The 21,857-nt window shown below is 65.6% G+C and carries 20 protein-coding genes; 5 read left to right on the plus strand and 15 right to left on the minus strand.

The window, feature by feature from the left end:
- Positions 1 to 17: 17 nt before the first annotated feature.
- Positions 18 to 851 (plus strand): IclR family transcriptional regulator, encoded by an 834-nt coding sequence (locus KHO41_RS13155; RefSeq protein WP_211953720.1) that lies wholly within the window; start codon positions 18 to 20, stop codon positions 849 to 851.
- Positions 852 to 886: 35 nt separating this feature from the next.
- On the opposite strand, the gene KHO41_RS13160 is transcribed toward KHO41_RS13155, so the two are convergent.
- Positions 887 to 1,453 (minus strand): nuclear transport factor 2 family protein, encoded by a 567-nt coding sequence (locus tag KHO41_RS13160; protein ID WP_211953721.1) that lies wholly within the window; start codon positions 1,451 to 1,453, stop codon positions 887 to 889.
- Between the two features lie 204 nt (positions 1,454 to 1,657).
- Here KHO41_RS13160 and KHO41_RS13165 point away from each other — a divergent pair, with 204 nt between their 5' ends.
- Positions 1,658 to 2,509: an IclR family transcriptional regulator gene (locus tag KHO41_RS13165; protein ID WP_211953722.1), complete on the plus strand. Its 852-nt coding sequence runs from the start codon at positions 1,658 to 1,660 to the stop codon at positions 2,507 to 2,509.
- 15 nt (positions 2,510 to 2,524) lie between these two features.
- Here KHO41_RS13165 and KHO41_RS13170 read toward each other — a convergent pair whose 3' ends face one another.
- From KHO41_RS13170 to KHO41_RS13215, 10 genes are all read right to left on the minus strand, one after another.
- Positions 2,525 to 3,655 (minus strand): enoyl-CoA hydratase/isomerase family protein, encoded by a 1,131-nt coding sequence (locus KHO41_RS13170; protein WP_211953723.1) that lies wholly within the window; start codon positions 3,653 to 3,655, stop codon positions 2,525 to 2,527.
- 6 nt (positions 3,656 to 3,661) lie between these two features.
- Positions 3,662 to 4,492 carry an SDR family NAD(P)-dependent oxidoreductase gene (locus KHO41_RS13175; RefSeq protein WP_211953724.1) on the minus strand — a complete coding sequence of 277 codons (831 nt, stop codon included), beginning with the start codon at positions 4,490 to 4,492 and terminating at the stop codon, positions 3,662 to 3,664.
- A gap of 20 nt (positions 4,493 to 4,512) precedes the next feature.
- Positions 4,513 to 5,385: a branched-chain amino acid ABC transporter permease gene (locus tag KHO41_RS13180; RefSeq protein WP_211953725.1), complete on the minus strand. Its 873-nt coding sequence runs from the start codon at positions 5,383 to 5,385 to the stop codon at positions 4,513 to 4,515.
- 1 nt (position 5,386) lies between these two features.
- Positions 5,387 to 6,271, minus strand: coding sequence for a branched-chain amino acid ABC transporter permease (locus KHO41_RS13185; protein WP_211953726.1), 885 nt, complete (start codon positions 6,269 to 6,271; stop codon positions 5,387 to 5,389).
- A gap of 17 nt (positions 6,272 to 6,288) precedes the next feature.
- Entirely contained in the window at positions 6,289 to 7,020 is a 732-nt protein-coding gene (locus KHO41_RS13190; protein ID WP_211953727.1) for an ABC transporter ATP-binding protein, read from the minus strand.
- Positions 7,017 to 7,892 carry an ABC transporter ATP-binding protein gene (locus KHO41_RS13195; protein ID WP_211953728.1) on the minus strand — a complete coding sequence of 292 codons (876 nt, stop codon included), beginning with the start codon at positions 7,890 to 7,892 and terminating at the stop codon, positions 7,017 to 7,019. Before KHO41_RS13195 ends, KHO41_RS13190 begins: the two co-directional genes overlap by 4 nt.
- Positions 7,893 to 7,900: 8 nt before the next feature.
- The gene (locus KHO41_RS13200) at positions 7,901 to 9,073 is read right to left on the minus strand and encodes an ABC transporter substrate-binding protein (protein ID WP_211953729.1); all 1,173 of its coding nucleotides are present in this window, start codon (positions 9,071 to 9,073) and stop codon (positions 7,901 to 7,903) included.
- A gap of 71 nt (positions 9,074 to 9,144) precedes the next feature.
- Entirely contained in the window at positions 9,145 to 10,065 is a 921-nt protein-coding gene (locus tag KHO41_RS13205) for an SMP-30/gluconolactonase/LRE family protein (RefSeq protein WP_244873820.1), read from the minus strand.
- Positions 10,066 to 10,099: 34 nt separating this feature from the next.
- Complete coding sequence (locus tag KHO41_RS13210) at positions 10,100 to 11,647, minus strand: AMP-binding protein (RefSeq protein WP_211953730.1); 1,548 nt, start codon at positions 11,645 to 11,647, stop codon at positions 10,100 to 10,102.
- An 87-nt stretch (positions 11,648 to 11,734) separates the two neighbouring features.
- On the minus strand, positions 11,735 to 13,384 hold the full coding sequence (locus tag KHO41_RS13215) for a thiamine pyrophosphate-binding protein (protein ID WP_211953731.1): 1,650 nt from the start codon (positions 13,382 to 13,384) through the stop codon (positions 11,735 to 11,737).
- 337 nt (positions 13,385 to 13,721) lie between these two features.
- Between KHO41_RS13215 and KHO41_RS13220 the strand changes: the two genes are divergently transcribed.
- The gene (locus KHO41_RS13220; protein WP_211953732.1) at positions 13,722 to 14,897 is read left to right on the plus strand and encodes an iron-containing alcohol dehydrogenase; all 1,176 of its coding nucleotides are present in this window, start codon (positions 13,722 to 13,724) and stop codon (positions 14,895 to 14,897) included.
- Positions 14,898 to 14,996: 99 nt separating this feature from the next.
- On the opposite strand, the gene KHO41_RS13225 is transcribed toward KHO41_RS13220, so the two are convergent.
- Entirely contained in the window at positions 14,997 to 15,956 is a 960-nt protein-coding gene (locus tag KHO41_RS13225) for a Bug family tripartite tricarboxylate transporter substrate binding protein (RefSeq protein ID WP_211953733.1), read from the minus strand.
- Positions 15,957 to 16,353: 397 nt separating this feature from the next.
- Here KHO41_RS13225 and KHO41_RS13230 point away from each other — a divergent pair, with 397 nt between their 5' ends.
- Positions 16,354 to 17,673, plus strand: a complete 1,320-nt coding sequence (locus KHO41_RS13230) for an MFS transporter (RefSeq protein ID WP_211953734.1) — start codon at positions 16,354 to 16,356, stop codon at positions 17,671 to 17,673.
- A gap of 30 nt (positions 17,674 to 17,703) precedes the next feature.
- A complete protein-coding gene (locus tag KHO41_RS13235) occupies positions 17,704 to 18,975 on the plus strand; it encodes an MFS transporter (RefSeq protein ID WP_211953735.1) in 1,272 nt (423 codons plus the stop codon).
- A gap of 120 nt (positions 18,976 to 19,095) precedes the next feature.
- Here the strand turns inward: KHO41_RS13235 and KHO41_RS13240 are convergent, their stop codons facing one another.
- From KHO41_RS13240 to KHO41_RS13250, 3 genes are all read right to left on the minus strand, one after another.
- Complete coding sequence (locus tag KHO41_RS13240) at positions 19,096 to 19,956, minus strand: oxidoreductase (protein ID WP_211953736.1); 861 nt, start codon at positions 19,954 to 19,956, stop codon at positions 19,096 to 19,098.
- A gap of 25 nt (positions 19,957 to 19,981) precedes the next feature.
- A complete protein-coding gene (locus tag KHO41_RS13245) occupies positions 19,982 to 20,860 on the minus strand; it encodes an oxidoreductase (RefSeq protein WP_211953737.1) in 879 nt (292 codons plus the stop codon).
- A gap of 87 nt (positions 20,861 to 20,947) precedes the next feature.
- Positions 20,948 to 21,814 (minus strand): oxidoreductase, encoded by an 867-nt coding sequence (locus KHO41_RS13250; RefSeq protein WP_211953738.1) that lies wholly within the window; start codon positions 21,812 to 21,814, stop codon positions 20,948 to 20,950.
- Positions 21,815 to 21,857 lie beyond the last annotated feature (43 nt).

A 21,857-nucleotide genomic window follows, 5' to 3' on the forward strand; every position in this document is an offset into this window, starting at 1 on the left:
CTTTACGGGAGACTTTGATGATGCAATCCATGCCAGTCCCCGAGAGGCCGCAGCCGGGCGCGGACCTGAATTGCCCGCCGGCCAGCCGCGATGGCAATGCGAGCCGTGCGATGGTCGTCCCGCTGGCTCGCGGCCTGGCGGTGCTCGCTGCGTTCGACAGCCAGTGCACGTGGCTGCGCAACCACGACGTTGCGCGCAGGACGGGACTGGCGCCGGCCACCGTATCGCGGCTGGTCCATTCGTTGGTGATCCTCGGCTATCTGCGGCAGGACACGGAGCGCCGCCGTTACCGGCTGACCGCGGCGACGCTGTCGCTGGGCTACGCGGCAATTGCCGATGCGGCTGTACAGTCAGCCGCGCACGGCCACATGCAAAGACTGGCCGATACCTATGACGCCTGCGTCGTGCTCGGTACGCGTGACCGCCTCGACGTGGTCATTCTGGAAACGCGCGCCGCTCGCCAGATTCCGTTCGATTTGCGACTGGCAGCGGGCATGCGCCAGCGCATCGCCTGCTCGGCGATGGGCTGGGCGCTGCTTGCGACGTTGCCGGAACGGGAGCGGACCTACCTGCAGGGCAGCATGGAGAGCAAGGCCGACCGGCACTGGCCCGCGCTGCGACGCGGCATGGCCGAGGGCATCTCGCAGGTCAGCGGGCCTGGTTACTGCGTGGGGCGGTGCGAGTGGAATCCCGGGTTGGTGTCCGTGGCCGTGCCGGTCCGCGCGGTCGGCCGTCCGGCCCTGGCATTGGCCTGCATCGGGCCGGCGACGCAACTGGGCCGGGCCCGTATCGAGCGGGAAGTCGGACCCAGGCTTGTCAATGTCGCGCTCGCGCTGCAGGAGCGGCTGTAGGGTGCGCGTGAGCCCGCAGCCGGACGTGAAACCGTCTACGAAACGCCGGCTTCCTTGCGGACGACGTACACCGTATCGCTCGCGCCGCGCGTGCCAAGCGTCCACGCGTCATTCAGGCTGCCGGGGTCGACGAGCTGCGATTGAATGGCGTCGAACACAGTGCGGCGTCGCGCGATGCGCCATTCGCCGCCCCGCTGTTCGAAGCGGTCCACGTATCGGCCAAGGATTTCCATGCGGATGTTCTGCTGGCTGTCGGCATGTGTGGCGTCGAGCATCGCACGGTGGCCACCCGCGCCGGGCCCGAGTTCCAGCTTCGCGATGAAGTAGGTCTCCACCGCGGCCACGCCAGTCATCCCGAATTCGATCAGGCAGTTGGCGAGCACGTGCGTTGACTGCACGAAGTCTGGCACGTCGTGCCGTTCCCGCAACCACGCAATGAAGTCATCGCGCTTCCCCTTGAAGTCGGCGTGGTCGTCATGGGCATCCTCGAAGAAGGCCGATCGGACAAGGTGCCAGTCGCGCCGGTCCACGCCACGCGCGTAGCGCAGCAGGATGTCACGGATTGCCTCCTTGTCGGCCAGGCGTTGCAGCGTGTCGGTCATGTTGCCCCTCCGGTTCCGTTGGTGTGAGGGCATGTTCTCCCGGCTGCATTCGTATCGGCAACGCCAGCGCTATCGCCATTCCGTGCGTTGGAACAGATCACAGTCAAGCAGCCGTGTGCCGAGGTACGGAACGATGCACGGCGCCGCTTCCGCGATACACCGCCGCAAGTTAAGCTCGGATGGAACGACTCAAGGAGCCGCCCTGTGTTACGGGACACCAGCGCAAGCCAGTCAGTGCTTCAGCATGGCGCCAGCCCTGCGCCATTGCGGCGAGGGCGCGCCGAGCACGCCGAAGGTGGCGCGATGGTCATGCCGCTGGCGCGCGGCCTGAGGGTGCTGACGGCATTCCGGCCAGGTTGCACCTGGATGGGTACGAGGGAACTGGCGGACGATACGGGTCTGCCCCGGCCCACCGTCACCCGGCTGCTCCAGTCGCTGGTGGCGCTTGGGTACGTGCATCACGACCCGGCTCGCCGCAAATACGGGCTCGCCGCTGCGGCCCTGTCTCTTGGCTACGCGGCGGTTGCCGATGCCGCCATCCACGACATTGCCGGCGCGGAAATGGCGAAGCTGGCCGACGCGACCGATACGTGCGTTCTGCTGGGCACGCGCAATCGTCTGGACATGATTGTGCTGGAAACGCGTGTCAGTACCCAGGCCGTGCTCGATATCAAATTTCCCCCCGGTGCGCGTATGTCGATGGCTACGTCATTGATGGGATGGGCGCTCCTCGCCGGGCTGCCACCGGCGGAGCGCATCTACCTCGAACGACACATGGAGCGCGAGGCCGGGCCAAAGTGGTCAGTGGTGCGTCGCCAGATGACGGAGAAGGTCGCGCAAGTGCATGAACTGGGGTTCTGCATGTTGCATGGTGAATGGAAGCCCGCGCTAGCCTGCGTTGCCGCGCCGATGAGGGTTTGCGGTCGGCCACCGATGGTGCTTGCCTGTGTCGGCCGTACCGCGCGCATGGCGCGCGCCCGTGTCGAGCTGACATTGGGGCCACAGCTTGTCACCGCCGCGAAGATGCTGGCTGACCGGCTCGCACGGGCGGCGTGAGTTCGCTGTCCGCCATCAATCGGCCAAATGTCGCAGCGGATGGTCTCCGGCAGACCACGGACTCGCAAACAGGCGTGCGACATCGGCTGTACGGACGTCCTCGCTGTCTGCAATCCGCCATGCGGGGCGGTTGTCCTTGTCGATCAGGCGCGCGCGTACGCCCTCGACTGCGTCGCCATCCGCGAAGCTGTTGAGCGCCAGTACGAAGTCGCGCCGCAGGCTGTCTGCCATCGACGATGGGGGCCGCACGAGGACTTCCAGTGCTACCGCCATGGACAGAGGCGAGCGCTGCCGCATCACGGCGAGCGTTGCCGCAGCCCATTCGCGGGCGCCGGGGCGCATCTCCGATGCCAGTGAGGCCATGATGCGCGCAACGCTGTCATGCCGGAAATGGTGGTCGATCCATGGCTGCGTATCGGCCACGGGAGTCGGCAGGCAGTGCGGCCGTGCCGCCTCGCGAATACATGCGACGACAGCGTTGCCATCGCGCAAGGTCTCGCGCTCCAGCCTGGCGAGCAAGGACGGCCGATCGGCATCGTCCATGTAGATGTCCGCCAGTCCGGCGTGGAGCGCGTCTCCCGGCCCGATGGTCGTCCCGGTCACGGCGAGGTAGCGCCCGAGTGCGCCCGGAGTGCGGGACAGGAACCACGCGGCGCCCACGTCGGGGAAAAATCCGATGCGTGTCTCGGGCATCGCCATCTGGGTGGTGCCGGTCACTACGCGCAGGCCGCCGGTGCGACGCGCACCCTGCGCGAGGCCCATGCCGCCGCCCATGACCACGCCTGCCATCAGTGCGATACAGGGCTTGGGATACGTGAAGATCGCGTGATCGAGGGAGTACTCTTCCTTGAAATAGCGGTGGCACCCCCGTACGTCACCGCGTCGGGACAGCTCATGCAGATAACGAACGTCCGCACCGGCGCAAAACGCGGCCGCAGACGGCGATACCACCACGGCATGCACGTCGGCCCGTTCTCGCCACGCGTCGATCGCCTTTTGCATGGCCTGGATCATCGGCAGCGACAGCGCGTTAAGCGCCTGCGGCCGATCCAGCACGATGAAGCCGATGCCGTTCCTGACGTGTGTCCGGACTGGCGCTGCGGCGTCGGGTAGCGTGGGTGCCGGGGAGTATGCGAGGGATGTCATGGTCGATCACGCGTCGAGAACGCCGAGCATGTCCGCGTAGAAGGGCTGATGCGCACTCATGCCGCCGTCTACGACGAGCAGGTGCCCGGTGACGAAGCGTGACGCATCACTGGCGAGAAACGCTACGGCCTCGGCGATATCGTCGGCGCGGCCAGGCCAGGGCAGTAGTTGATGGCGGGCCAGGGTCTCGCGCAGGGAAGGCGGCAGGCCACGGCCCGCAGGTCGATCGCCGTCGAACTGGATCAGGCCCGGCAGCACGGCATTGACGCGGATACCGCGGCGGCCATACTGGGTGGCGACGGCACGGGTAAGCTGGTTGATCGCTGCCTTCGAAGCGCCATAGGCCGTCGACGTCAGTTCGCCAGCGATGCCAGACAGCGACGACGTATTGATGATGCTTCCGCCGCCACTGGCCAGCATCGGCCCGATGGCGTGCTTGCAGGCCAGCATCTGGCCGCGCACGTTGATCTGCAGGGTTTGGTCCCAGAGCTCGGCAGTGAGGGAAAGCACGTCCCTGTCGCTGGCGACGAGATGGGTGGCGGCCGCATTGTTGTGCAGCACGTCGAGGCGGCCGAAGCGGTCGACGGCGAGGGCAATGGCCGCCGCAACCTGCGCTTCGTCGCGGACATCGCAGGCGGCCGGCAGGGCTTGTCCTCCAGCATCGGCGATCTGCGTGGCCACGTAGGTCACGCGTTCGAAGTCGATATCTGCGAGAACCACGCTGGCGCCGCGTTCGGCCAGGCGTCGCGCACACGCGGCACCGATACCCGTAGCGCAGCCGATGACCACCGCGACGCGTTCTTTCAGGCTGGAACTCAGGTTGGACGGCTTGTTCATGGCGGTTTCCCCGTTGCGGTTCATCGGTTTCGTGACAAGGCCTGCGACTGCTCGCGCGGCCAATTGGACGGCCGGCACGCCGGGAGCGCGCGGCCGACGATACCCTCGGGGCGAATCGCCATCAGCAAGATTGCCACCGCACCGAACAGCACCAGCCGCCACGTACTGGCGAAGCGCAGCAATTCAGGAAGCAGTGTCCAGATCACGGCACCAAGAACCGGTCCGCGCCAAGAGCGCGTGCCGCCGATGACAACCATCAGCAGCAGCGACAGGCTCACCTCGAAGCTGCCGTCGCGCGGCGTGACGATGGTCGTGCTGCCGGCATAGAGCGCACCGGCGACGCCAACGATGCCGGCGCCGAGCGCGAACGTCGCGCGACGCAGTTGCCTCACGTCGACGCCCAGCACCAGTGCCACCTCCTGGTCGAGCCGTGTAACGGCCGCGAGCTGGTAGTTCAGCGAGTGGTCCCAGCGCCAGACCACGAGGGTCGTCACGGCCAGCACGCCGAGCGCCAGGGGTAGCGAGGTGAACATGGCAATGCCGCCGAGGCCGAAGTGGCCGTTGAACACGTCCATGTGGCCAATCAGTTCTACCAGCGCGCCTCCGAAGCCGAACGTCGCCACGGCGAAGTAGAGATCGCGCAGGCGCAGCGTGACCAGGGCCAGCAGATACCCCGGGACCGCTGCGGCGATGAAGCCGGCGGCGAGGTAGAAGATGGCCGGGAGATCGGCGTTGAGTGTTGCTACACCGGCGCAGTAGCCGCCCAGCGCCAGGAGCGCGCCATGCCCGATGGAGAGCTGTCCGCTGGACAGCGTGACATAGTAGCCGAGCGCGGCGACGCAGTTGATGGCGATCAGCGTGAGCAGATGAATCCAGTCGATGGTGAGGAACATGTCAGCCGGCCCTGCGGTAGGTACGTCGGAAGATCCCCTCGGGCATCGCCAGGAGGACCACGAAGAAAAGCGAGAATTGCACCAGCAGCGTGAAGTCGGCGCCGAGATAGGTCGTGGTCAGCGTCTCGGCGATGCCGAGCACGAACGAGACGAGTACGGCCCCTTCGACCCGGCTGGCGCCGCCGATCACGGCGGCAGTCAGTGCGGTCAGGCTGAAGCTGGCCCCCAGGTTCGGTGTCAGGTTGCCGTACTTCAGGCCTAGCAGCACTGCCGCCATGCCGGCCAGCACGCAACCGGCGGCGAACGTCGCCGCCCGTACCCGTCGCACGTTCACGCCCATCGCCGCCGCCGTTTCGCTGTCTTCGGCCACGGCGCGCACCAATGCTCCGGTACGGGTCCGCTCCGTCATGAACTTCAGGGCGCCGAAGCCCAGCGCCAGCGCCAGCACCGAGGCCAGTGCGATGCGGGTGACATCAACGCCGGCCACGCGGAACAGGGCCACCGTGGCGGCGTCGTTCGGAATCGGCTGGGCATCGGGACCGGCAAGGATCTGAATGCCGTTCGAGAGGATCAGCCCGACTCCCACTGAGGTGATCAGGGTGGCGCGGTGGCCGCCGTGCAGCGCGGGCCGGATCGCGAGCCGCTCGGTGACGAGGCCGATGGCCAGCGACGTGACGATGACAAACGCCGAGCAAAGCACCAGGTCCGGCGAAACATGCCGGTAGAACCAGACGAAGCCGGCATAGGCCGACGCGATGAAGATTTCGCCCTGCGCCACGCTCAGGACGTCGAGCACCGAGAAGATCAGCACGATTCCGAGCGCCACCAGCGCGTAGGTCGAGCCGATGGTGAGGCCGTTGATCAACTGCGCGACAAGGAGTTCCAAGGCAATTCTCCGGTTGGTCAGGCATGCGCCGCGCCGAGATAGGCATCGGCAATGGCGGGCGCATGCCTCAGTTCGCTGGCGGTGCCGCTGGCGACGACCTTGCCGGTCTGCAGTACGTAGGCGCGATCCGCAATCTCCAGCGCCATCGCCGCGTTCTGTTCGACCAGCAGGATCGTCACGCCGAGCTCGCGCAGATCCGCGATCACGCGGAAGACTGCATCGATCATCAGCGGTGCGAGGCCCAGGGAGGGCTCATCCATCAGCAGCACCTTCGGCCCGGTCATCAACGCGCGACCGAGGGCGACCATCTGCTGCTCGCCACCGCTCAGGAGGGCGCCGGAATCGTTCAGGCGCGCCCGCAGAGCCGGAAACCGCTGCAGCACATGCTCGAGCCGGTCCGCCTCCGACGCTTGCGTGCCGCCCAGGCGGCTGCCCATCAGCAGGTTTTCGCGCACACTGAGGCGCCCGTACACCTTGCGGCCCTCGGGCACCACGCCAACGCCTGCACGAGCGACAAGATGCGGCGCCATGCCATCGAGCCGGCTTCCGTCCAGATGGACTTCGCCGGCCGCCAGGCCGACCAGGCCCGTGACGGCACGCATGATGGTGGTCTTGCCCGCGCCGTTGGCGCCGAGAATGGTGACGGTCTCGCCGCGCCGCACGTCGATGGAGGCACCGTCGAGGGCCGTCACGGCGCCATAGCGCACGGTGACACCTGACAGGCGCAGGTAGGGCGTAGTGAGGCTCATCGGCTTGCCACTCCTTTCGGGCGGACCTGATCTTGTCGCGCACCGCTCTGTTGTCCGTGATGGCCCGGGTCGGCCCGCTTGCCGAGGTAGGCCTCGATGACCGCGGGATCGTTGCGGACTTCCGCCGTCGTGCCGCAGGCAATCCGCGCGCCTCGATGGATCACGGTGATGCGCTGGACCATGCGCATGACCAGTTCCATGTTGTGCTCGATCAACACGACTGCCACCCCGAGTTGCCGGTTCGCCGCCACCAGAAGACTCGCCAGTTCGGACACCTCTGCCGGATTCATGCCGGCGGCGGGCTCGTCGAGCAGCACCAGCTTGGGGGAAGCCGCGAGCGCGCGCGCAATCTCCGTGCGGCGCTGGATCGAGAAGGGCGCCTGCTTCGGCAGCCGGGAACGAGCCGCAGCCGGAACCTTCATCAGGTCAAGGGCCTTATCGGCCGCGTCAAGCGCGGTCTGGCGCGACGCGCCGAGATCGAGCCACATTCGGGTCAATGCCCCGAAGCCGCGCTGGTGCCGGAACATGGCGCCGGTCGCCGCGTTCTCGCGCAGCGTCAGTTCGTCGTTCAGGCGCAGCCGCTGGAACGTCCGCCCAATCCCTGCGTCCGCAATGCGATGGGGCGGCAAACGGGTGATGTCCGTGCCGTCGAGCATCACGCTGCCGGACTCGGCATCGATCATGCGGGTAATGACATTGACCAGCGTGCTCTTGCCCGAGCCATTGGGGCCGAGCAGCCCCACCAGTTCGCCGGCGTTGACCTCGAAATCCACGCCACTGAGTGCCCTCACGCCGCCGAAACTGCGGTGGACCTGTTCCACGCGCAGCATCGGCGGCGCGGGCGCGTGACGCATTTCTGTGTACGCATGCATGGCTGGGCTCACTTGAGTGCGATATCGGCGACCTTCTTCAACTCCCCGCCATCCGACACCTGTACCAGTGGTACGGAGTCGCGGATGGCATCCCCGCTGTTGTGGTAGGTGATCACCCCGGTCACGCCGCGATAGGCGTTCGTGTTGCCGAGCCCGTCGCGCACGGCCTGGCGGCTGACGGTGCTCTTCGTCTGCAAGGCGCTTGCGATCAGCTTGACGGCGTCATAGCCGTACGAGGCAATTGCACTGGGTTCGGCACCGTGTACCTTCCTGAAGGCCGAGACGAACTCCGCCGTACCGTTGCCGGAACCGTTGATGTAGCTGCTGTAGGAGTAGGTGCCCTTGCTCGCACCCTGTGAGACGGTATAGACCGACGAGGAGACGATACTGGCATCGCCGACGATCTGTGCCGTCAGCCCCGCCTGCCGGATGGCCCGGACCAGCGGGCCATCGGTGGCGGACAGTGCGCCGATCACGATCAGGTCGGACGACTTCCGGATCTGCGTCACGATGGCCGAGTAATCCTGCGTCGATGACGGAAACTGTACGCGCTGGACGGTCAGGCCGCCCGCTTCGGCGGCCTTCTGCCAGAGGTTGCCGGCGTCCGCAAAGGCGGCGTTGTCGCTGTAGTTCAGGATGGTCACCGACCTCGCACCGGTCAGCTTGACTACCGCGTGGAGCAGCGGCCCCAGTACGCTGGGCTGCGACTGGTTGAGGCGGAATGTCCAGTCGTTGAACCTTAGGTTTGGCACGCCAGGCACGGTGCCGGCAGATGCGGGCGCATAGGCCACCAGCTTGTGACTGGCGGCAAGGTTTGTCACCGCGCCGACTTCTGCCGCGTTGATCGGTCCGAGGACAGCGACGACGTCCGGATTGCGCGCATAGCTGCTGAATAGCTGGACGGCCTGTGCGGGAGCGCCGGTAGTGTCCTGCACGTCGAGCTTCAGCTTGCGGCCGAGCACGCCGCCAGCCGCATTGATTTCATCGACGGCGACCTGCGCGCCATTGCGGATGTCGACACCGATGCCACCCGCCGGTCCGGTCAGGGAAAGGGGGCTGCCAATGACGATGTCCGCAGCGATGGCATTCGCCGGGAAAGGGCCCGCTGCCACCGCGGCTGCAAACGCCACGGTCGACATGGTGCGCCGGACCGGACGGTCTGTCTGGATAATCCTGAACATGCGTGTCTCCGTTTATATTGCGCGGACGCCTCTGTCGGGTGGGCGCCGTGTCGCGGGTCCGTCGGCGCGCGCTAGCGCGCGTGGTTCAATCTCAATCCCCGCCTGGCCCAGGGAACGGCCACGACCTTGCCCAGGGATGACAGCACGACGTAGGCCGTGCGCATGTCCGGGCCGCCGAACGCGAGATTGGTCGTGAACGGATCCGGCATGGCGACATGCTCGACCTGCTTTCCATCGGGCGAGATTGCCGTGATGCCGCCGTTGAACAGTGTCGCCACGCAGATCCAGCCCTCGGCGTCGACCTTGAGTGAATCGAGCCACTGCCAGCCTCCCAGGCCGCACAGCAGATGCCCGCGGCTGCCGAGCACGGCGTCGGGCGAGCGGGCGATTTCGTCGGGCGCGGCGAGGTCGAAGCGCCACGCCCGGGCCGTCGGCGTCTCCGCGACATACACATGGTTGCCGTCAGGCGATAAGCCGACGCCGTTCGGGCCAAGCAGCGGCGTTACCATGCGTTTGATGCCGGAGCCATCGGTCTTCGCGTAGTACAGGGCGCCGTGGTCGCGGTCATCCCGGCGTACCTTCCCGTGGTCGGTGAACCAGATGCCGCCGTGCGCGTCGATGACCAGGTCGTTCGGCGCAATCAGCGGCTTCCCGTCACAGTGGGTGTACAAGGTTTCGAACTTGCCGGTTTCCACATCGAGCCGCTGGATACTGCCGCTGGGCGCGACGTCCGGCGCGAAGTGTGGCGCAAGCCGCCCGTTGCGCTCATGGAAGTCGCCGATGCCGCCGTTGCAGACATAGCAGTAGCCGTCCGGTCCGAAGGCGAGTCCGCTAGGCGCGCCACCGGTACGCGCCAGCAGGGACATCCGCCCGTCGCGGCCAATGCGGCGGATGGTGCCACCAGCCACTTCGCAGATCAGCAGGTCGCCGTTCTCTAATGCGAGCGGGCCCTCGGGGAACTGCAGTCCGCTTGCAATCTCTCTCATTTCCATGTGTCTTCTCCAGATTCCGGTTCGCACTCAGCGCTCAGCGCCTGACCACGTAGCCGGCCCGTTCGCGGTCCCAGGTCGCCGTGGTGGGGCCGCGCGACTTGAGCGCAAGCAACTGGACCTTCTGCGTGCTGGTCTTCGGCAATGCATCCACCAGATCGATGAAGCGCGGCATGGCGTAGTACGCGAGGCGGCCCTGGCAGAAGTCCATGATTTCCTCCGGTATCAGCCTCTCGTCGTCGACAGCCACCACAGTGACCATGACTTCCTCCTCGCCGAGTTCGGAGGGCACGCCGAATACAGCGCTCTCCTTGACCTTGGGGTGCTGGTCGATCACGCTGGCGACCTCCCATGCGGAGATGTTCTCGCCGCGCCGGCGGATCGCTTCCTTGATGCGGCCGTAGAAATACAGGTAGCCATCGGCGTCGAACTTGCCGAGATCGCCGGTGTGAAACCAGCCGCCGCGATAGGCGTGGGCAGTCACCTCGGGAAGGTTGTGGTAGTGCGTCAGTTGGCCCTCGGGGTGGCGAAACACGATTTCGCCCATCTCGCCCGGGGGCACCTCGCGGTCGTGCGCGTCGACGATGCGGAACTCGACACCGGCCGCGGGCAGGCCGGCCGAGCCGGGCCTTCCCTCCAGGTTGACTGTCATGCCGATCGCGTCAGACATGCCGTAGAACTCGACGATGCGCACTCGGAATCGTGACTCGAACGCTTCCCAGTTCGACGGGGGACAGCCAACTGACAGCACGGTACGCACCGGGTTGTCGCCGTCTGCCGGGGAGGGCGGCTGCTTCAGCAGGATCGGGAACATCGAGCTGAACAGGTGCGTCGCCACCGCGCCGTGGCGCCGGCATTCGTCCCAGAACTGGCTCGCGCTGAAGGCCTCGCCCAGCGCAAAGACCGCATCGAGACGGATCGAGCCAACCGCCCCGACGAACAGGCCGCTGCCATGAAACAGCGGCATGCAGGTATAGAGCGTTTCGCCGGGACGCACGCCGAGCGCCTCGCGCAACGGCGCCAGGTGGGTTTCGTAGGCGGTCGACGCCACGCCTTTCGGCGTGCCGGTGGTGCCCGAGGTGTAGAGAATGTCGACGGCGTTGCTGGGGTGAGCCACATGCACGTCGGGTTCGGCGTCGTGCGCGTCCATCAAGGCGGCGAAGCCGATCTCGTTCGCGGCAGGGGTGCCATAGGCAATAAAGGTCGTCAGCGCAGGACACACCGGCCGCAGCGCATTGACCGTGTCGCGCAGGTCTTCGTCGTAGGCGATCATCCGGATGCCTGAGTCGTTGACCATGTGCTCCAGCGCGCCGCCGCGCTGCCACCGGTTCAGCGGCACGAAGCCGGCACCGATGAACAGGCTGCCGAAGTAGGTCCACAGGAACTCGGGCCGGTTGCGGGCCATGATCGCCACCCGGTCGCCGGGCCGGATTCCCGCGCGCAGCAGGCCGTTTGCCGCACGCTGGATCAGCGAAAGCACTTCGCGCCAGGTGTACTGCTGGTCCCTGAACTTGAGCCATACCGCGTCAGGGTGCGCCTGCACCCGTTTGCGGATGAGTTGCTCGATCTCGCACTGCACACGCATCTGTATCTCCTCCAGAAGCGGCCATCGGCCGTGCCCGATAGCCGCCGATATCTCGAACGCAGTCTCCCTGTGCCCGGCTTCAGGTCATCAGGTCATCGACAGGGTGAACTTCTGGGTGGCGGCGCGGGCGGAGGCGTCGGTCCTGATGTTGACCACGGCCGTAATGCCCTGATCGACCTTCGCCTGTGCGCGCTGCAACGCCGGCGCGATGTCCTCGACGCGTTCGACGTACTCGCCATGACAACCCAGCGATTGCGCGAGGAGGTCGAAGCGGGTGTAGCCCAGTTCACGCCCCGGCTTGCCCTGCGGCACGTCGGCCGACCATCCGCCATTGAGACTGATGACCACCAGCACGGGGATGCCGAGACGCACGGCGGTGTCCAGCTCCATGCCGTTCATGCCGAACGCGCCATCCCCGTGGACGATGATCACTTGCTTGTCCGGCCTGGCGACTTTCGCTCCAAGGCCGAACGGCAAGCCGACACCCATCGTGCCGAAAGGTCCGGAGTTGAGGCGATGCCCCGGCAGAAAGGTCGGCATCACCTGGCGGCCGTAGTTGAGGATTTCCTGGCCATCGACAACCAGGATGGCATCGCGCCGCGCCATGGCGTTGATCTCGCGCAGCAGGCGGATCGGATGGATTGGTTCGCTCGTGTAGCGTTCTTCGGCGTTGGTCGCCTTGCGCTCGGTGTCGAGCTTTGCCAGTCGGTCGCGCCAGCCCGCATACTGGCTTGCAGCGAGCCGTCCCGCGGTCGCGGACAGCAATTGCTGAAGCACCGAACGGCAATCTCCCACGATGCCGATATCGATCCGACGCGTGGAGGTCGCGATCTCATCGGCATCGATGTCGATGCGGGCGAATACCGCGTCCGGCGAAAAGCGCGGCGCCATGCCGTGGCCGATGATGTAGTTCATGCGAGTGCCGACCACGATCACCAGATCGGCTTCGGCAAAGGCTTGCGAGCGCGCACCGGCGTAGGCATAGGCATGGTCGTCGGGGATCACGCCGCGGCCTTGCGGGGTGGGGAAGAACGGAATGCCCGCGCGCTCGACCAGGGTCTGCAGTTCACCCCATGCCTTGGACCAGATCACCCCACTGCCCGACACAATGATGGGTCGCTTGCTCGACTGCAGGCGCTCGGCCAATTCCGCGATCCTGTCCGGATCACCCGCCGGCCGCGCATCGAGCAGCGGCCGGCCGGCGAAGCTCCAGTCGACCTTGTCTTCATCGATGGTCTCGAACAACAAGTCGGCGGGAAAATCGAGATAGACGGGCCCCGGCTTGCCGCTCATGGCCTTCTGGAATGCCGTGTTGATTTTTTCGGGTATGCGGTCGAGATGTTCGATCCGTTCCGCCCACTTGGTGATGGGCCTCATGATGGCGACCTGGTCGATCTCCTGGAAGGCTTGCCGCCCGACGAGATTGGCCGGACTGGATCCGCCGATCGCCACCACGGGAGCGCAATCCACCAGCGCATGGGCGATGCCCGTCGACAGGTTGATGACGCCCGGGCCGCTGGCGGCCATGCAGACCCCCGGCTTTTGCAACAGGCGCGCATAGGCGTTGGCCATCATCGCCGCAGCCTGCTCGTGACGCACGTCAATGGCGCGGATACCTTCACGCATGCAGGAATTCTCGGCCTTCAGCATGGGGCCGCCCATCAAATAGAAAAGATGCTCGGTCCCTTCCGCGCGCAGTGCCTTCGCAAGGATTTCCGATCCGGTGAGTGCAGCCATGTTGTCTCCTCTGATATGGGTCTGGGGTCGAGCGATGCCGGGGTGAGCTTTTCCCGAGTCGCTGGGTTCCGGATGAGGTTACGAACGCCGGATTGATGAGGCAAAGTTTGCACAGAGGGATTTCCGTACTTTGGACATCGTGCGCATTGCGGCGGCGACCAGGCAATGGATGCCGTTGCGCCATCAGGAAGGAGGGCAAGGCGGCTCGCCGGATTTCCCGCACGTTGGAATGTCTGGCCGGATGGTTCGATGTACGGAAGAACAGGATCGCAATGCTTGAGCCTGCGTAACGGGCCGCTATCCAATCAGGAATTCGATGCCGGCAAAGGAGCAGCGTATGAGGCAAGGGAGTGGCAGGGTCGTATTCAGTCGGATGCGGGAAGTCATCTACGGACGCCCGGCGGCATCAGCCGTCGCGGAACTGGCGGAGCAAGCCGCCGCCCGGCGCGTGCTGGTCATTGCGAGCGGCACGTTGAGCCGGCATACCGATGCAGTCGCGCAGATGTGTGCCGCGCTCGGGTCGCGCTTCGCCGCGTTGTTCGACCGCGTGCCGCCCCATTCGCCTCGGCAGGCAGTGATCGACGCCGCCGCACTGGCCAGGGAAGTCCGAGCCGACCTGATCGTGACGATAGGTGGTGGATCGGTGACCGACGCCGGCAAGGCCGTGCCGCTATGTCTTGCCAACGACATCCGGGATGCGGCGGCGCTGGATACTTTGCTGCCCATGCGGTCTGCGGACGGCAATGTCGTGCTGCCCGCCTGCGCACCGCCAGGGATTGCGCAGATCGCCGTACCGACGACGCTGTCGGCGGGAGAGTTCTCCGCGATCTCCGGACTGACCGACGAGAGGCGCAGCACCAAGGACCTGTTCCGGCATCCGGATCTGGTGCCAGCTGCCGTCGTGCTGGACCCGGCAATCACCCTGCATACCCCCGAGGCGTTGTTCCTGTCTACGGGTGTGCGGGCGATCGACCACTGCGTCGAGGGGCTATGTTCGGATGCCGCTCATCCTTACTCCGACGCTCAGGCGCTGCGCGGGCTGGCGCTGCTCGCGAGCGGCCTGCGACGCGTCAGGTCCGATCCCTCCGACCTGGACGCGCGCCTGGACTGCCTGGTCGGCGCGTGGCTTTCCATGGCGCCCGTCACCACGGGCGTACCGATGGGCGCCAGCCACGGAATCGGCTATGTGCTCGGTGCGGCGTTCGGTGTTTCGCATGGCGTGACCTCGTGCATCCTGCTGCCGGCGGTGATGCGCTGGAACCGGACAGCGATCCACGAGCGCCAGGCGCTGGTGGCGGCGACCCTGGGAGACAAGAATGAAGCGGCAGATGTGGTGCTGGCCCGCCTGATCGCCGACCTCGGCTTGGGGCACCGGCTGGCCGACGTTGGGATCGGACGCGAGCAGTTTGGGCGGATCGCGGAGCTGTCGATGGCGACGGCGTGGGTGCCACAGAATCCGCGGCGCATTCGCGGTCCGGCGGATGTGATGGAGATTCTGGCGCTGGCGGCGTGATCGAAACGATGTCGGGTGCCGTGCGACCATCCTGGAAGTGCGGAGTGACCGGGAGCGCAGGGTGCCGCGACGGTCCTCCGTTCCCGGGGTGCCAGAAGGTCAGCCCTTGGGCGCCAGCGATTTCGTCCAGAACCTGGATGCTTCATCCACTTCGCGGCCCGCTTCCTCCAGCGTTGTCGGCGCCGGCTCCAGCGACATCTGCCGGATTTTGTCGAGCACCGCCGGATCGCCGAGCGTCTTGCGCAAGGCTGCATTGAAGGCCTGCGCCATCGCGGGCGGCAGCCCCTTGGGCGCGAAAAAGCCGAGGAAGGTGTGGAATTCCAGGCCCCCTACGCCAAGTTCGCCGAAGGTGGGAACCTCGGGCAGCAATGGAGAACGGGCGTTACCAGAGATGGCGATCACCTTTGCCTTGCCCGAGCGATACACAGCCATCGCCTCGGGCAATCCGGTGAGGCCGACAGGCACCTGGCCGCCCATGACTGCCTGGATGACGGGGCCCGAGCCACTATAGGGGACTGGTACCGTCTGCACGCCGGCATGTTTCCCGATGGCTTGTCCGATCACATCCGTCGCGCCACCTGCCAAAGGTACCCCGTAGGTTCGCGCCAGCGGGTCCCGCTTGAGCGCAGTGACGTACTCGCGGAAATCCTTGTATGGGGCGGAGGCCGGCACGCTCAATGCCCAATACGTACGGACGGCTTGGCCAAGCGGTACAAAGTCCTTCTCTACGTTGTAGCGCACGCCGGGTGTGGTCAACGGAACAATGATCAGCGAGTGATCGACCGCGAATAGGATGGTGAAGCCGTCGGCTGGCGAACTTTTGACCTGCTGCGTGCCGATCTGGCCACTGGCACCTGGCTTGTTTTCCACGACGACCGTCTGGCCGAGTTCCCTGGACAGCCCTGGCGCCAGCAATCTGGCGACGATGTCGGTGCCGCCGCCTGCCGCCTGTGGCACCACGACCCGAATTGGCTGCCTGAATGACTGCGCTGCGCCAGGTCCGGGCAGCATGGTGCAAATGCCGGCCGCGGCAAGCAGCCATGCGCTGAATCGATTCATCTATGTCTCCTCTCGTTATGTGTGTTTCCTGTACTTGCTTCAGCACCTCGGTCCCGGCTGGTGAAGGGCAGGCAAGTGCTGCAGGACCAGTTCTCGCGAAGCGCCGCAGGCATGGCAGCTGTCGATCTGACGCACAGCGGGTACGTGCTGGCTTGATCCCGAGCGTAGGCCCTGGCGTTTTGCGCAACAACTGGCGATTTCCGAAGTGCCGGTTCGCGTGTTTCGAACCTGGCAGACGGGACGCTCCTGCCGCCACCGTGGCCGAGGTTTCCACAGTACGGAATATTCCGACCGACAACTACGGTTGGCGAGCGCGGCTCGGTAATAGTGACAACGAGTGACAGCGCCATTGCACAGTCACGCGGGCGGCACTCATAGAAAGAGAGGAGACTATTCCATGCGTCAGATCGATTTGCGCGCGTTCACTGATGACGCGCGGCTCGGGCGATTCCACGCCGTGCTGCTGTTCTGGTGTGCATTCGTCACCATCGTGGATGGCTATGACCTGGCCCTTACCGGTGTTGCGTTACCGTCCATCATGAAGGACATGGGCGTGTCGCCCACCAGTGCTGGCTTTATGGTCAGCTCGGCCTTCTTCGGCATGATGTTCGGCGCAATCTCCCTCGGCACTCTCGCTGACCGCATCGGACGTCGCAAGGCCTTCGCACTTTGCATTCTGCTCTTTAGCGGTTTTACCGCCGCGGCCGGACTCGCCAGCGATCCGCTGACGTTCAGCGCGATGCGATTCCTGGCCGGTGTGGGGATCGGCGGTGTGACGCCGGTTGTGGCCGCGCATGTTACCGAGTTCTCGCCGCGACGGCTCCGCACTACGCTTGTCACCCTGATGTTCACCGGATTCTCGATCGGCGGCATGGTCGCGGCATTGACCGGAAAGGGCTTGCTGGAGCGCCATGGCTGGCAGTCTGTCTACTTCGCCGCTTGCCTGCCACTGCTTTCGATTCCGTTCATTCTGCGCTGGCTGCCGGAATCGATGCCGTTCCTGCTCCGTCGCGGGGATACTGGCGCCATCAGGGATATGGTCATGCGGATTCAACCCGGTCTTGATCTAAGGCCGGATGACAAGTTTGTCGTGGGGACGGCGGAAACCGGATCCGGAGCGCACCTGAGCAAGCTGTTCAGCGAAGGGCGCAGCTATAGCACCCTGATGTTCTGGGTCTCGTCGTTCATGTGCCTGTTCATGGTCTATGGCCTCAGCTCCTGGCTGACCAAGCTGATGGCATCGGCAGGCCATAGCCTTGGCTCAGCCCTGACCTTCGTACTGGTGCTCAATCTTGGCGCACTGATCGGCGCAATCCTTGGCGGCTGGCTGGCGGACCGCTGGCATATCAAGCATGTGCTCATGGGCATGTATCTGGTTGCCGGCGCTTCGATCGTGCTGCTGGGTTACCTGCCATCGAGCGCACTGGCCTACGTGCTCGTTGCCATTGCCGGAGGCTCCACCATTGGCACCCAGATCGTGGGCTATGCCTACGCGGGCCAGTTCTACCCGATGAGCGTCCGCTCTACCGGGATAGGATGGGCGTCCGGCGTGGGTCGGGGCGGCGCCATCCTGGCTCCGATCGTCATCGGTACGCTGGTGAGCATGGCATTGCCGTTGGAACACAACTTCATCGCCATGGCGATACCCGCGGTGATTGCAACCATTGCCGTTGCGACGATCAATCACCGACGTGCCGCCTCTGTGCTTCACGCATAGAACTGGCGGGTTTGATCCGGACCAGGTGATATGACTTTGCTCTCGTCAAAGCCGACCGACGCTTCGCGCGTTGGCGCATGGGCGCCGCTGGGCAACCGACGCTTCTCGGTACTGTGGGGCGTGTGGGTCGCGGCCAATCTATCCATGTGGATGTGCGATGTCGCTGCCGCCTGGCTGATGACCACCCTGACGGACAGCAAGACGCTCGTTGCCCTGGTGCAAACGGCCACGGCATTGCCAGCATTCCTGCTGGCCCTTCCGGGCGGGGCGCTGGCAGATCAGATCGATCGACGCAGATGGTTCCTCTTTACGCTGATCTGGACAGGTTGCACGGCTGCTGGGCTGGCAACGGCAACGATTGCGGGCGCGCTGAACACGTCGGTACTTCTTGCACTGGCATTTGCCGGCGGCGTTGGCGCGGCATTGCGCTGGCCTGCCTTCTCGGCCCTGCTGCCGGAGGTCGTCGCGCGCGGGCAACTGTCGCAGGCAATGGCCCTGCATGGCCTGGCGGTGCACGGCGGGCGCGTAGGCGGGCCGCTGGTCGCGGGCGCGCTGTTGGCCCTCTGGGGCGGGAGTTCGGTATTCGTCGTCGGGGCAGTCGTATCGCTCGTATCGGCGATGGTGATCTTGAGGTGGGACTATGCACCGCTGTCGCGCAAGCGGCGCACGATGAGCATGGCGCAGTCCATCCGGTCCGGCGCGCGCTATGCCTGGCGCAGCCAGCGCCTGCGGGCTTCCAACGTGCGGATCTGCGCGCTCTTCACCGCGATCTCCGCGATGATGGCATTGCTGCCGCTGCTTGCCCGGACGTACGGTCAGACCGGGCCGCAGACCTATACAGCGCTGCTTGCATGCGTGGGCGCCGGTGCCATGGCGGGAGTGATCCTGCTGCCGCGACTGCGGGCGCGCTTTGGCTCTCAGGCGATCGTCACCTGGGGGTCGCTGTTTCTTGGCATCGTCATAGCGGGTATTGCGCTTGCGCCGCACGCGGGCTGGGCAGCTCCCGTCCTTTTTGCCAGCGGAACAGTGTGGCTGGCAATCGGCAACACGCTGAACGTCACGGCCCAGCTGGCATTGCCTGACCGCTTGCGAGCGAGGGGGATGGCGGTGTTCTTCATGGCCGCCATGGGCGGCGGGGCAGGCGGGGCGGCCGTGTTCGGCGCACTGGCCGATCACGTTGGTGTCCGCGGCGCGTTGCTGGCCGTGGCAATCATGACGATCGGATTGTGGTGCGCGATGCGTCGGCGATGGCCTGTCGTCCTTGCCGAAGCGGAAGCGGAAGCGGGAGGCGGCCGGGCTTGAGACGCTGCTGGCGAACGTCGAGGCGGAATCCGGATCGCGCGGCATCGGGCACCAGCTTGCAGGGATGACGCCAGCGCCGGCACGCCGTCGCCGCATCGCGCCCGCGAGCCAACTACAGTATCAAAGTGCCTGGACGGGGTTCTTCGCAGCACCTGGGATCGCGGTGTCCTCGCCCCGTGCGCGCCACTTGGCGAGATCGTGGCTGCGCGAGGCGACCGCGCCTTCCCATAGCTGGTAGGCATCCTCACCCAGCATCAGGCGCACAGGTGCACTATCGCTTTCCACCATATCGATGATGACCTGCACACCTTTGACCGGATCGCCCATCTGCCGACCGTTCTGCGTGGCGTAGTACTCGTCCATGCCGGCATCCAGCGGTGCGTAGTCGGCGATCTTGCGTTCGGCCTTCATGGCCGCGCTGCTTGCAAAGGCGGTGCGGAATGCGCCCGGCTCGATCAGCGTCACGCGAATGCCGAAGGGCTTGACCTCATGGTGCAGCGCCTCGGTAAAGCCCTCGAGGGCGAACTTTGACGCGTTGTACAGCCCGCTCCCGGGAAACGCCACCAGGCCGGCGATGCTTGTCAGATTGAGGATGTGGCCGGACTTCTGCGCGCGCAGCTTCGGCAGCACCTCGCGCGACAGCTCCGCAGCCGCGAAGAAATTCAGTTCCATCTGCGCACGAATCTGCGCGGAGGAGAATTCCTCCAGGGCACCATAGGAGCCGGCACCAGCGATGTTGGCCAGCACATCGATGTGGCCGAACTTGTCGTACCCGGCCTTCAGCGCGGCGGCGCGCGAGGCGGCGTCGGTCACATCCAGCTTCAGCGCGAGAGCACGCTCGCCGTGGCCGCTCGCGATTTCCCGCAGCGATTCCAGGCGACGCGCGGTAAGAACGGCACTGTCGCCCTTGGCCAGAACGGCTTCGGCGAGTGCCTTGCCAAAGCCGGACGATGCGCCGGTGATGAACCAGATCTTGCTCATGCAAAAATTCCCCGTTTGACTCGTATTACAACTGGATTTCCACGACTTCTGCATCGTCGAAGGCGGTGTCCTCACCCCGTTCGCGCCAGCTGTTCAGATCTTCCTGGCGCTTGGCGATGGTGGCGTCCCAGATCGAGTACGCATCGCGGCCAAGCATCAGACGTACCGGCGGCGCAGCGCTGGCCACGACTTCCAGCATGCGTCGGGCGGCCTTGTCCGGGTCTCCCATCTGCTTGCCGGCCGAGGTGTCCAGATAGGTCTCGAAAGGCTCGACCATTGGCCGGTAGGCTTCGATGCTCTGCACCGGACGCATGTTGACGTCGCCGGCGAACTCTGTGCGGAACGCGCCGGGCTCGACCAGCGTAACGTGGATGCCCAGCGGCCTGGCCTCGATGGCCAGCGATTCGGTCCAGCCTTCAATGGCGAACTTGGCCGCGCAGTAGGGGCCAGCCGCATTCATCGCCACCAGCCCGGCGATGCTGCTCACTGTAAGGATGTTGCCCGACCCCTGCTTGCGCATCTGCGGCAGCACGGCACGGGTCATTTCGGCGGCAGCGAAGAAGTTGAGCTCCATCTGCTCGCGAAGTTGTTCCAGGCTGAACTCCTCGCAGGCGCCGGCGACGCCGCGCCCGGCCACGTTGGCCAGCACGTCGATGCGCCCGAAGCGCGCCAGCGTATCGGCCACGGCCTTGTCGCGCGCGGCAGCGGCGGTCACGTCCACGGCCAGCGGCAGCACGCGGTCTTCATGGCCGCGGGCGATGGCTTGCAGGCGATCCAGGCGCCGGGCAGTGACAACGGCAATATCGCCATTGGCGATAACGGCCTCGGCCAGTGATTTGCCGAAGCCGGACGATGCGCCGGTGATCAACCAGACTTTCTGGTCTTTCTTGTGGGCGTTGCTCACGATCTTGACTCCTTCGTTGTTGCACGTAATCAGGCGGCGTCGATACTGGGCAAGACCTGGTGCCGCCGCATACGGTTGTTGAGAGGTTCAGCCGCCGATGGGCCTGGTGTCGACGCCATCGAACGCGGTGTTTGTGCCCCGTTCACGCCACGCATCGATGTCTTCGATGCGTTTGGCGATGGTCTGATCCCACAAGGCGTAGGCGTCTGCGCCGAGCATCAGGCGCGTCGGTGCGGCATCGCTGTTGACCGCGGCGACGATGACAGCGGCCGCCTTGGCAGGATCGCCCATCTCCTGGCCGGCCGAGCCTTCCAGGAAGTCCTCGACCGGTCCGACGACAGGGCGGTAGCTTTCGATACGCCCGGCAGGACGCAGGTTGACGTCGCCGGCGAAGCCGGTTCGGAACGATCCCGGCTCCACGATGGTGACGCGGATGCCCAGGGGCGCTGCCTCCATGGCCAGCGTTTCGCTCCAGCATTCCAAGGCGAACTTGCTCGCACAGTAAGGCCCGGCGCCGGGAATTGCGGCCAGGCCGCCGACGCTGGTCACAGTGACGATGTGTCCGGCTCCCTGCTGACGCATTTGCGGCAGCACGGCGCGGGTCATTTCCGCCGTGGCGAAGAAGTTCAGCTCGAACTGCGAGCGCAACTCGGCCTCGGAGAACTCTTCCACCGCTCCCATCGAGCCGCGCCCGGCCACATTGGCCAGCACGTCGATGCGGCCGAATCGCGCCAGCGTATCGGCCACGGCCTTGCTGCGCGCGGCGGCATCGGTCATGTCCACGGCGAGCGGCAGCACACGGTCTTCATGGCCGCGGGCGATGGCCATCAGGTGCTCCAGGCGGCGCGCGGCAATGACCACATGATCGCCGTGGGCGATGACCGCCTTGGCCAGTGCTTTGCCGAAGCCCGACGAGGCGCCGGTGATCAGCCATACTTTCTTCTCGTTGCTCATATCGAACCCTTCCTTTGCCGATGCGAGCAACGATATCCGTTGA

Source organism: Cupriavidus numazuensis (assembly GCF_905397435.1).
GTDB lineage: Bacteria > Pseudomonadota > Gammaproteobacteria > Burkholderiales > Burkholderiaceae > Cupriavidus > Cupriavidus numazuensis.

What these genes read in the sequence shown, in the direction of transcription:
- KHO41_RS13215 (WP_211953731.1), bottom strand. Translation starts at nt 13,384, where the DNA reads ATGGCTGCACTCACCGGATCGGAAATCCTTGCGAAGGCACTGCGCGCG.
- KHO41_RS13175 (WP_211953724.1), bottom strand. Translation starts at nt 4,492, where the DNA reads ATGAACAAGCCGTCCAACCTGAGTTCCAGCCTGAAAGAACGCGTCGCG.
- KHO41_RS13170 (WP_211953723.1), bottom strand. Translation starts at nt 3,655, where the DNA reads ATGACATCCCTCGCATACTCCCCGGCACCCACGCTACCCGACGCCGCA.
- KHO41_RS13225 (WP_211953733.1), bottom strand. Translation starts at nt 15,956, where the DNA reads ATGAATCGATTCAGCGCATGGCTGCTTGCCGCGGCCGGCATTTGCACC.
- KHO41_RS13195 (WP_211953728.1), bottom strand. Translation starts at nt 7,892, where the DNA reads ATGCATGCGTACACAGAAATGCGTCACGCGCCCGCGCCGCCGATGCTG.
- KHO41_RS13155 (WP_211953720.1), top strand. Translation starts at nt 18, where the DNA reads ATGATGCAATCCATGCCAGTCCCCGAGAGGCCGCAGCCGGGCGCGGAC.
- KHO41_RS13200 (WP_211953729.1), bottom strand. Translation starts at nt 9,073, where the DNA reads ATGTTCAGGATTATCCAGACAGACCGTCCGGTCCGGCGCACCATGTCG.
- KHO41_RS13230 (WP_211953734.1), top strand. Translation starts at nt 16,354, where the DNA reads ATGCGTCAGATCGATTTGCGCGCGTTCACTGATGACGCGCGGCTCGGG.
- KHO41_RS13190 (WP_211953727.1), bottom strand. Translation starts at nt 7,020, where the DNA reads ATGAGCCTCACTACGCCCTACCTGCGCCTGTCAGGTGTCACCGTGCGC.
- KHO41_RS13240 (WP_211953736.1), bottom strand. Translation starts at nt 19,956, where the DNA reads ATGAGCAAGATCTGGTTCATCACCGGCGCATCGTCCGGCTTTGGCAAG.
- KHO41_RS13220 (WP_211953732.1), top strand. Translation starts at nt 13,722, where the DNA reads ATGAGGCAAGGGAGTGGCAGGGTCGTATTCAGTCGGATGCGGGAAGTC.
- KHO41_RS13250 (WP_211953738.1), bottom strand. Translation starts at nt 21,814, where the DNA reads ATGAGCAACGAGAAGAAAGTATGGCTGATCACCGGCGCCTCGTCGGGC.
- KHO41_RS13235 (WP_211953735.1), top strand. Translation starts at nt 17,704, where the DNA reads ATGACTTTGCTCTCGTCAAAGCCGACCGACGCTTCGCGCGTTGGCGCA.
- KHO41_RS13160 (WP_211953721.1), bottom strand. Translation starts at nt 1,453, where the DNA reads ATGACCGACACGCTGCAACGCCTGGCCGACAAGGAGGCAATCCGTGAC.
- KHO41_RS13210 (WP_211953730.1), bottom strand. Translation starts at nt 11,647, where the DNA reads ATGCGTGTGCAGTGCGAGATCGAGCAACTCATCCGCAAACGGGTGCAG.
- KHO41_RS13205 (WP_244873820.1), bottom strand. Translation starts at nt 10,065, where the DNA reads ATGGAAATGAGAGAGATTGCAAGCGGACTGCAGTTCCCCGAGGGCCCG.
- KHO41_RS13180 (WP_211953725.1), bottom strand. Translation starts at nt 5,385, where the DNA reads ATGTTCCTCACCATCGACTGGATTCATCTGCTCACGCTGATCGCCATC.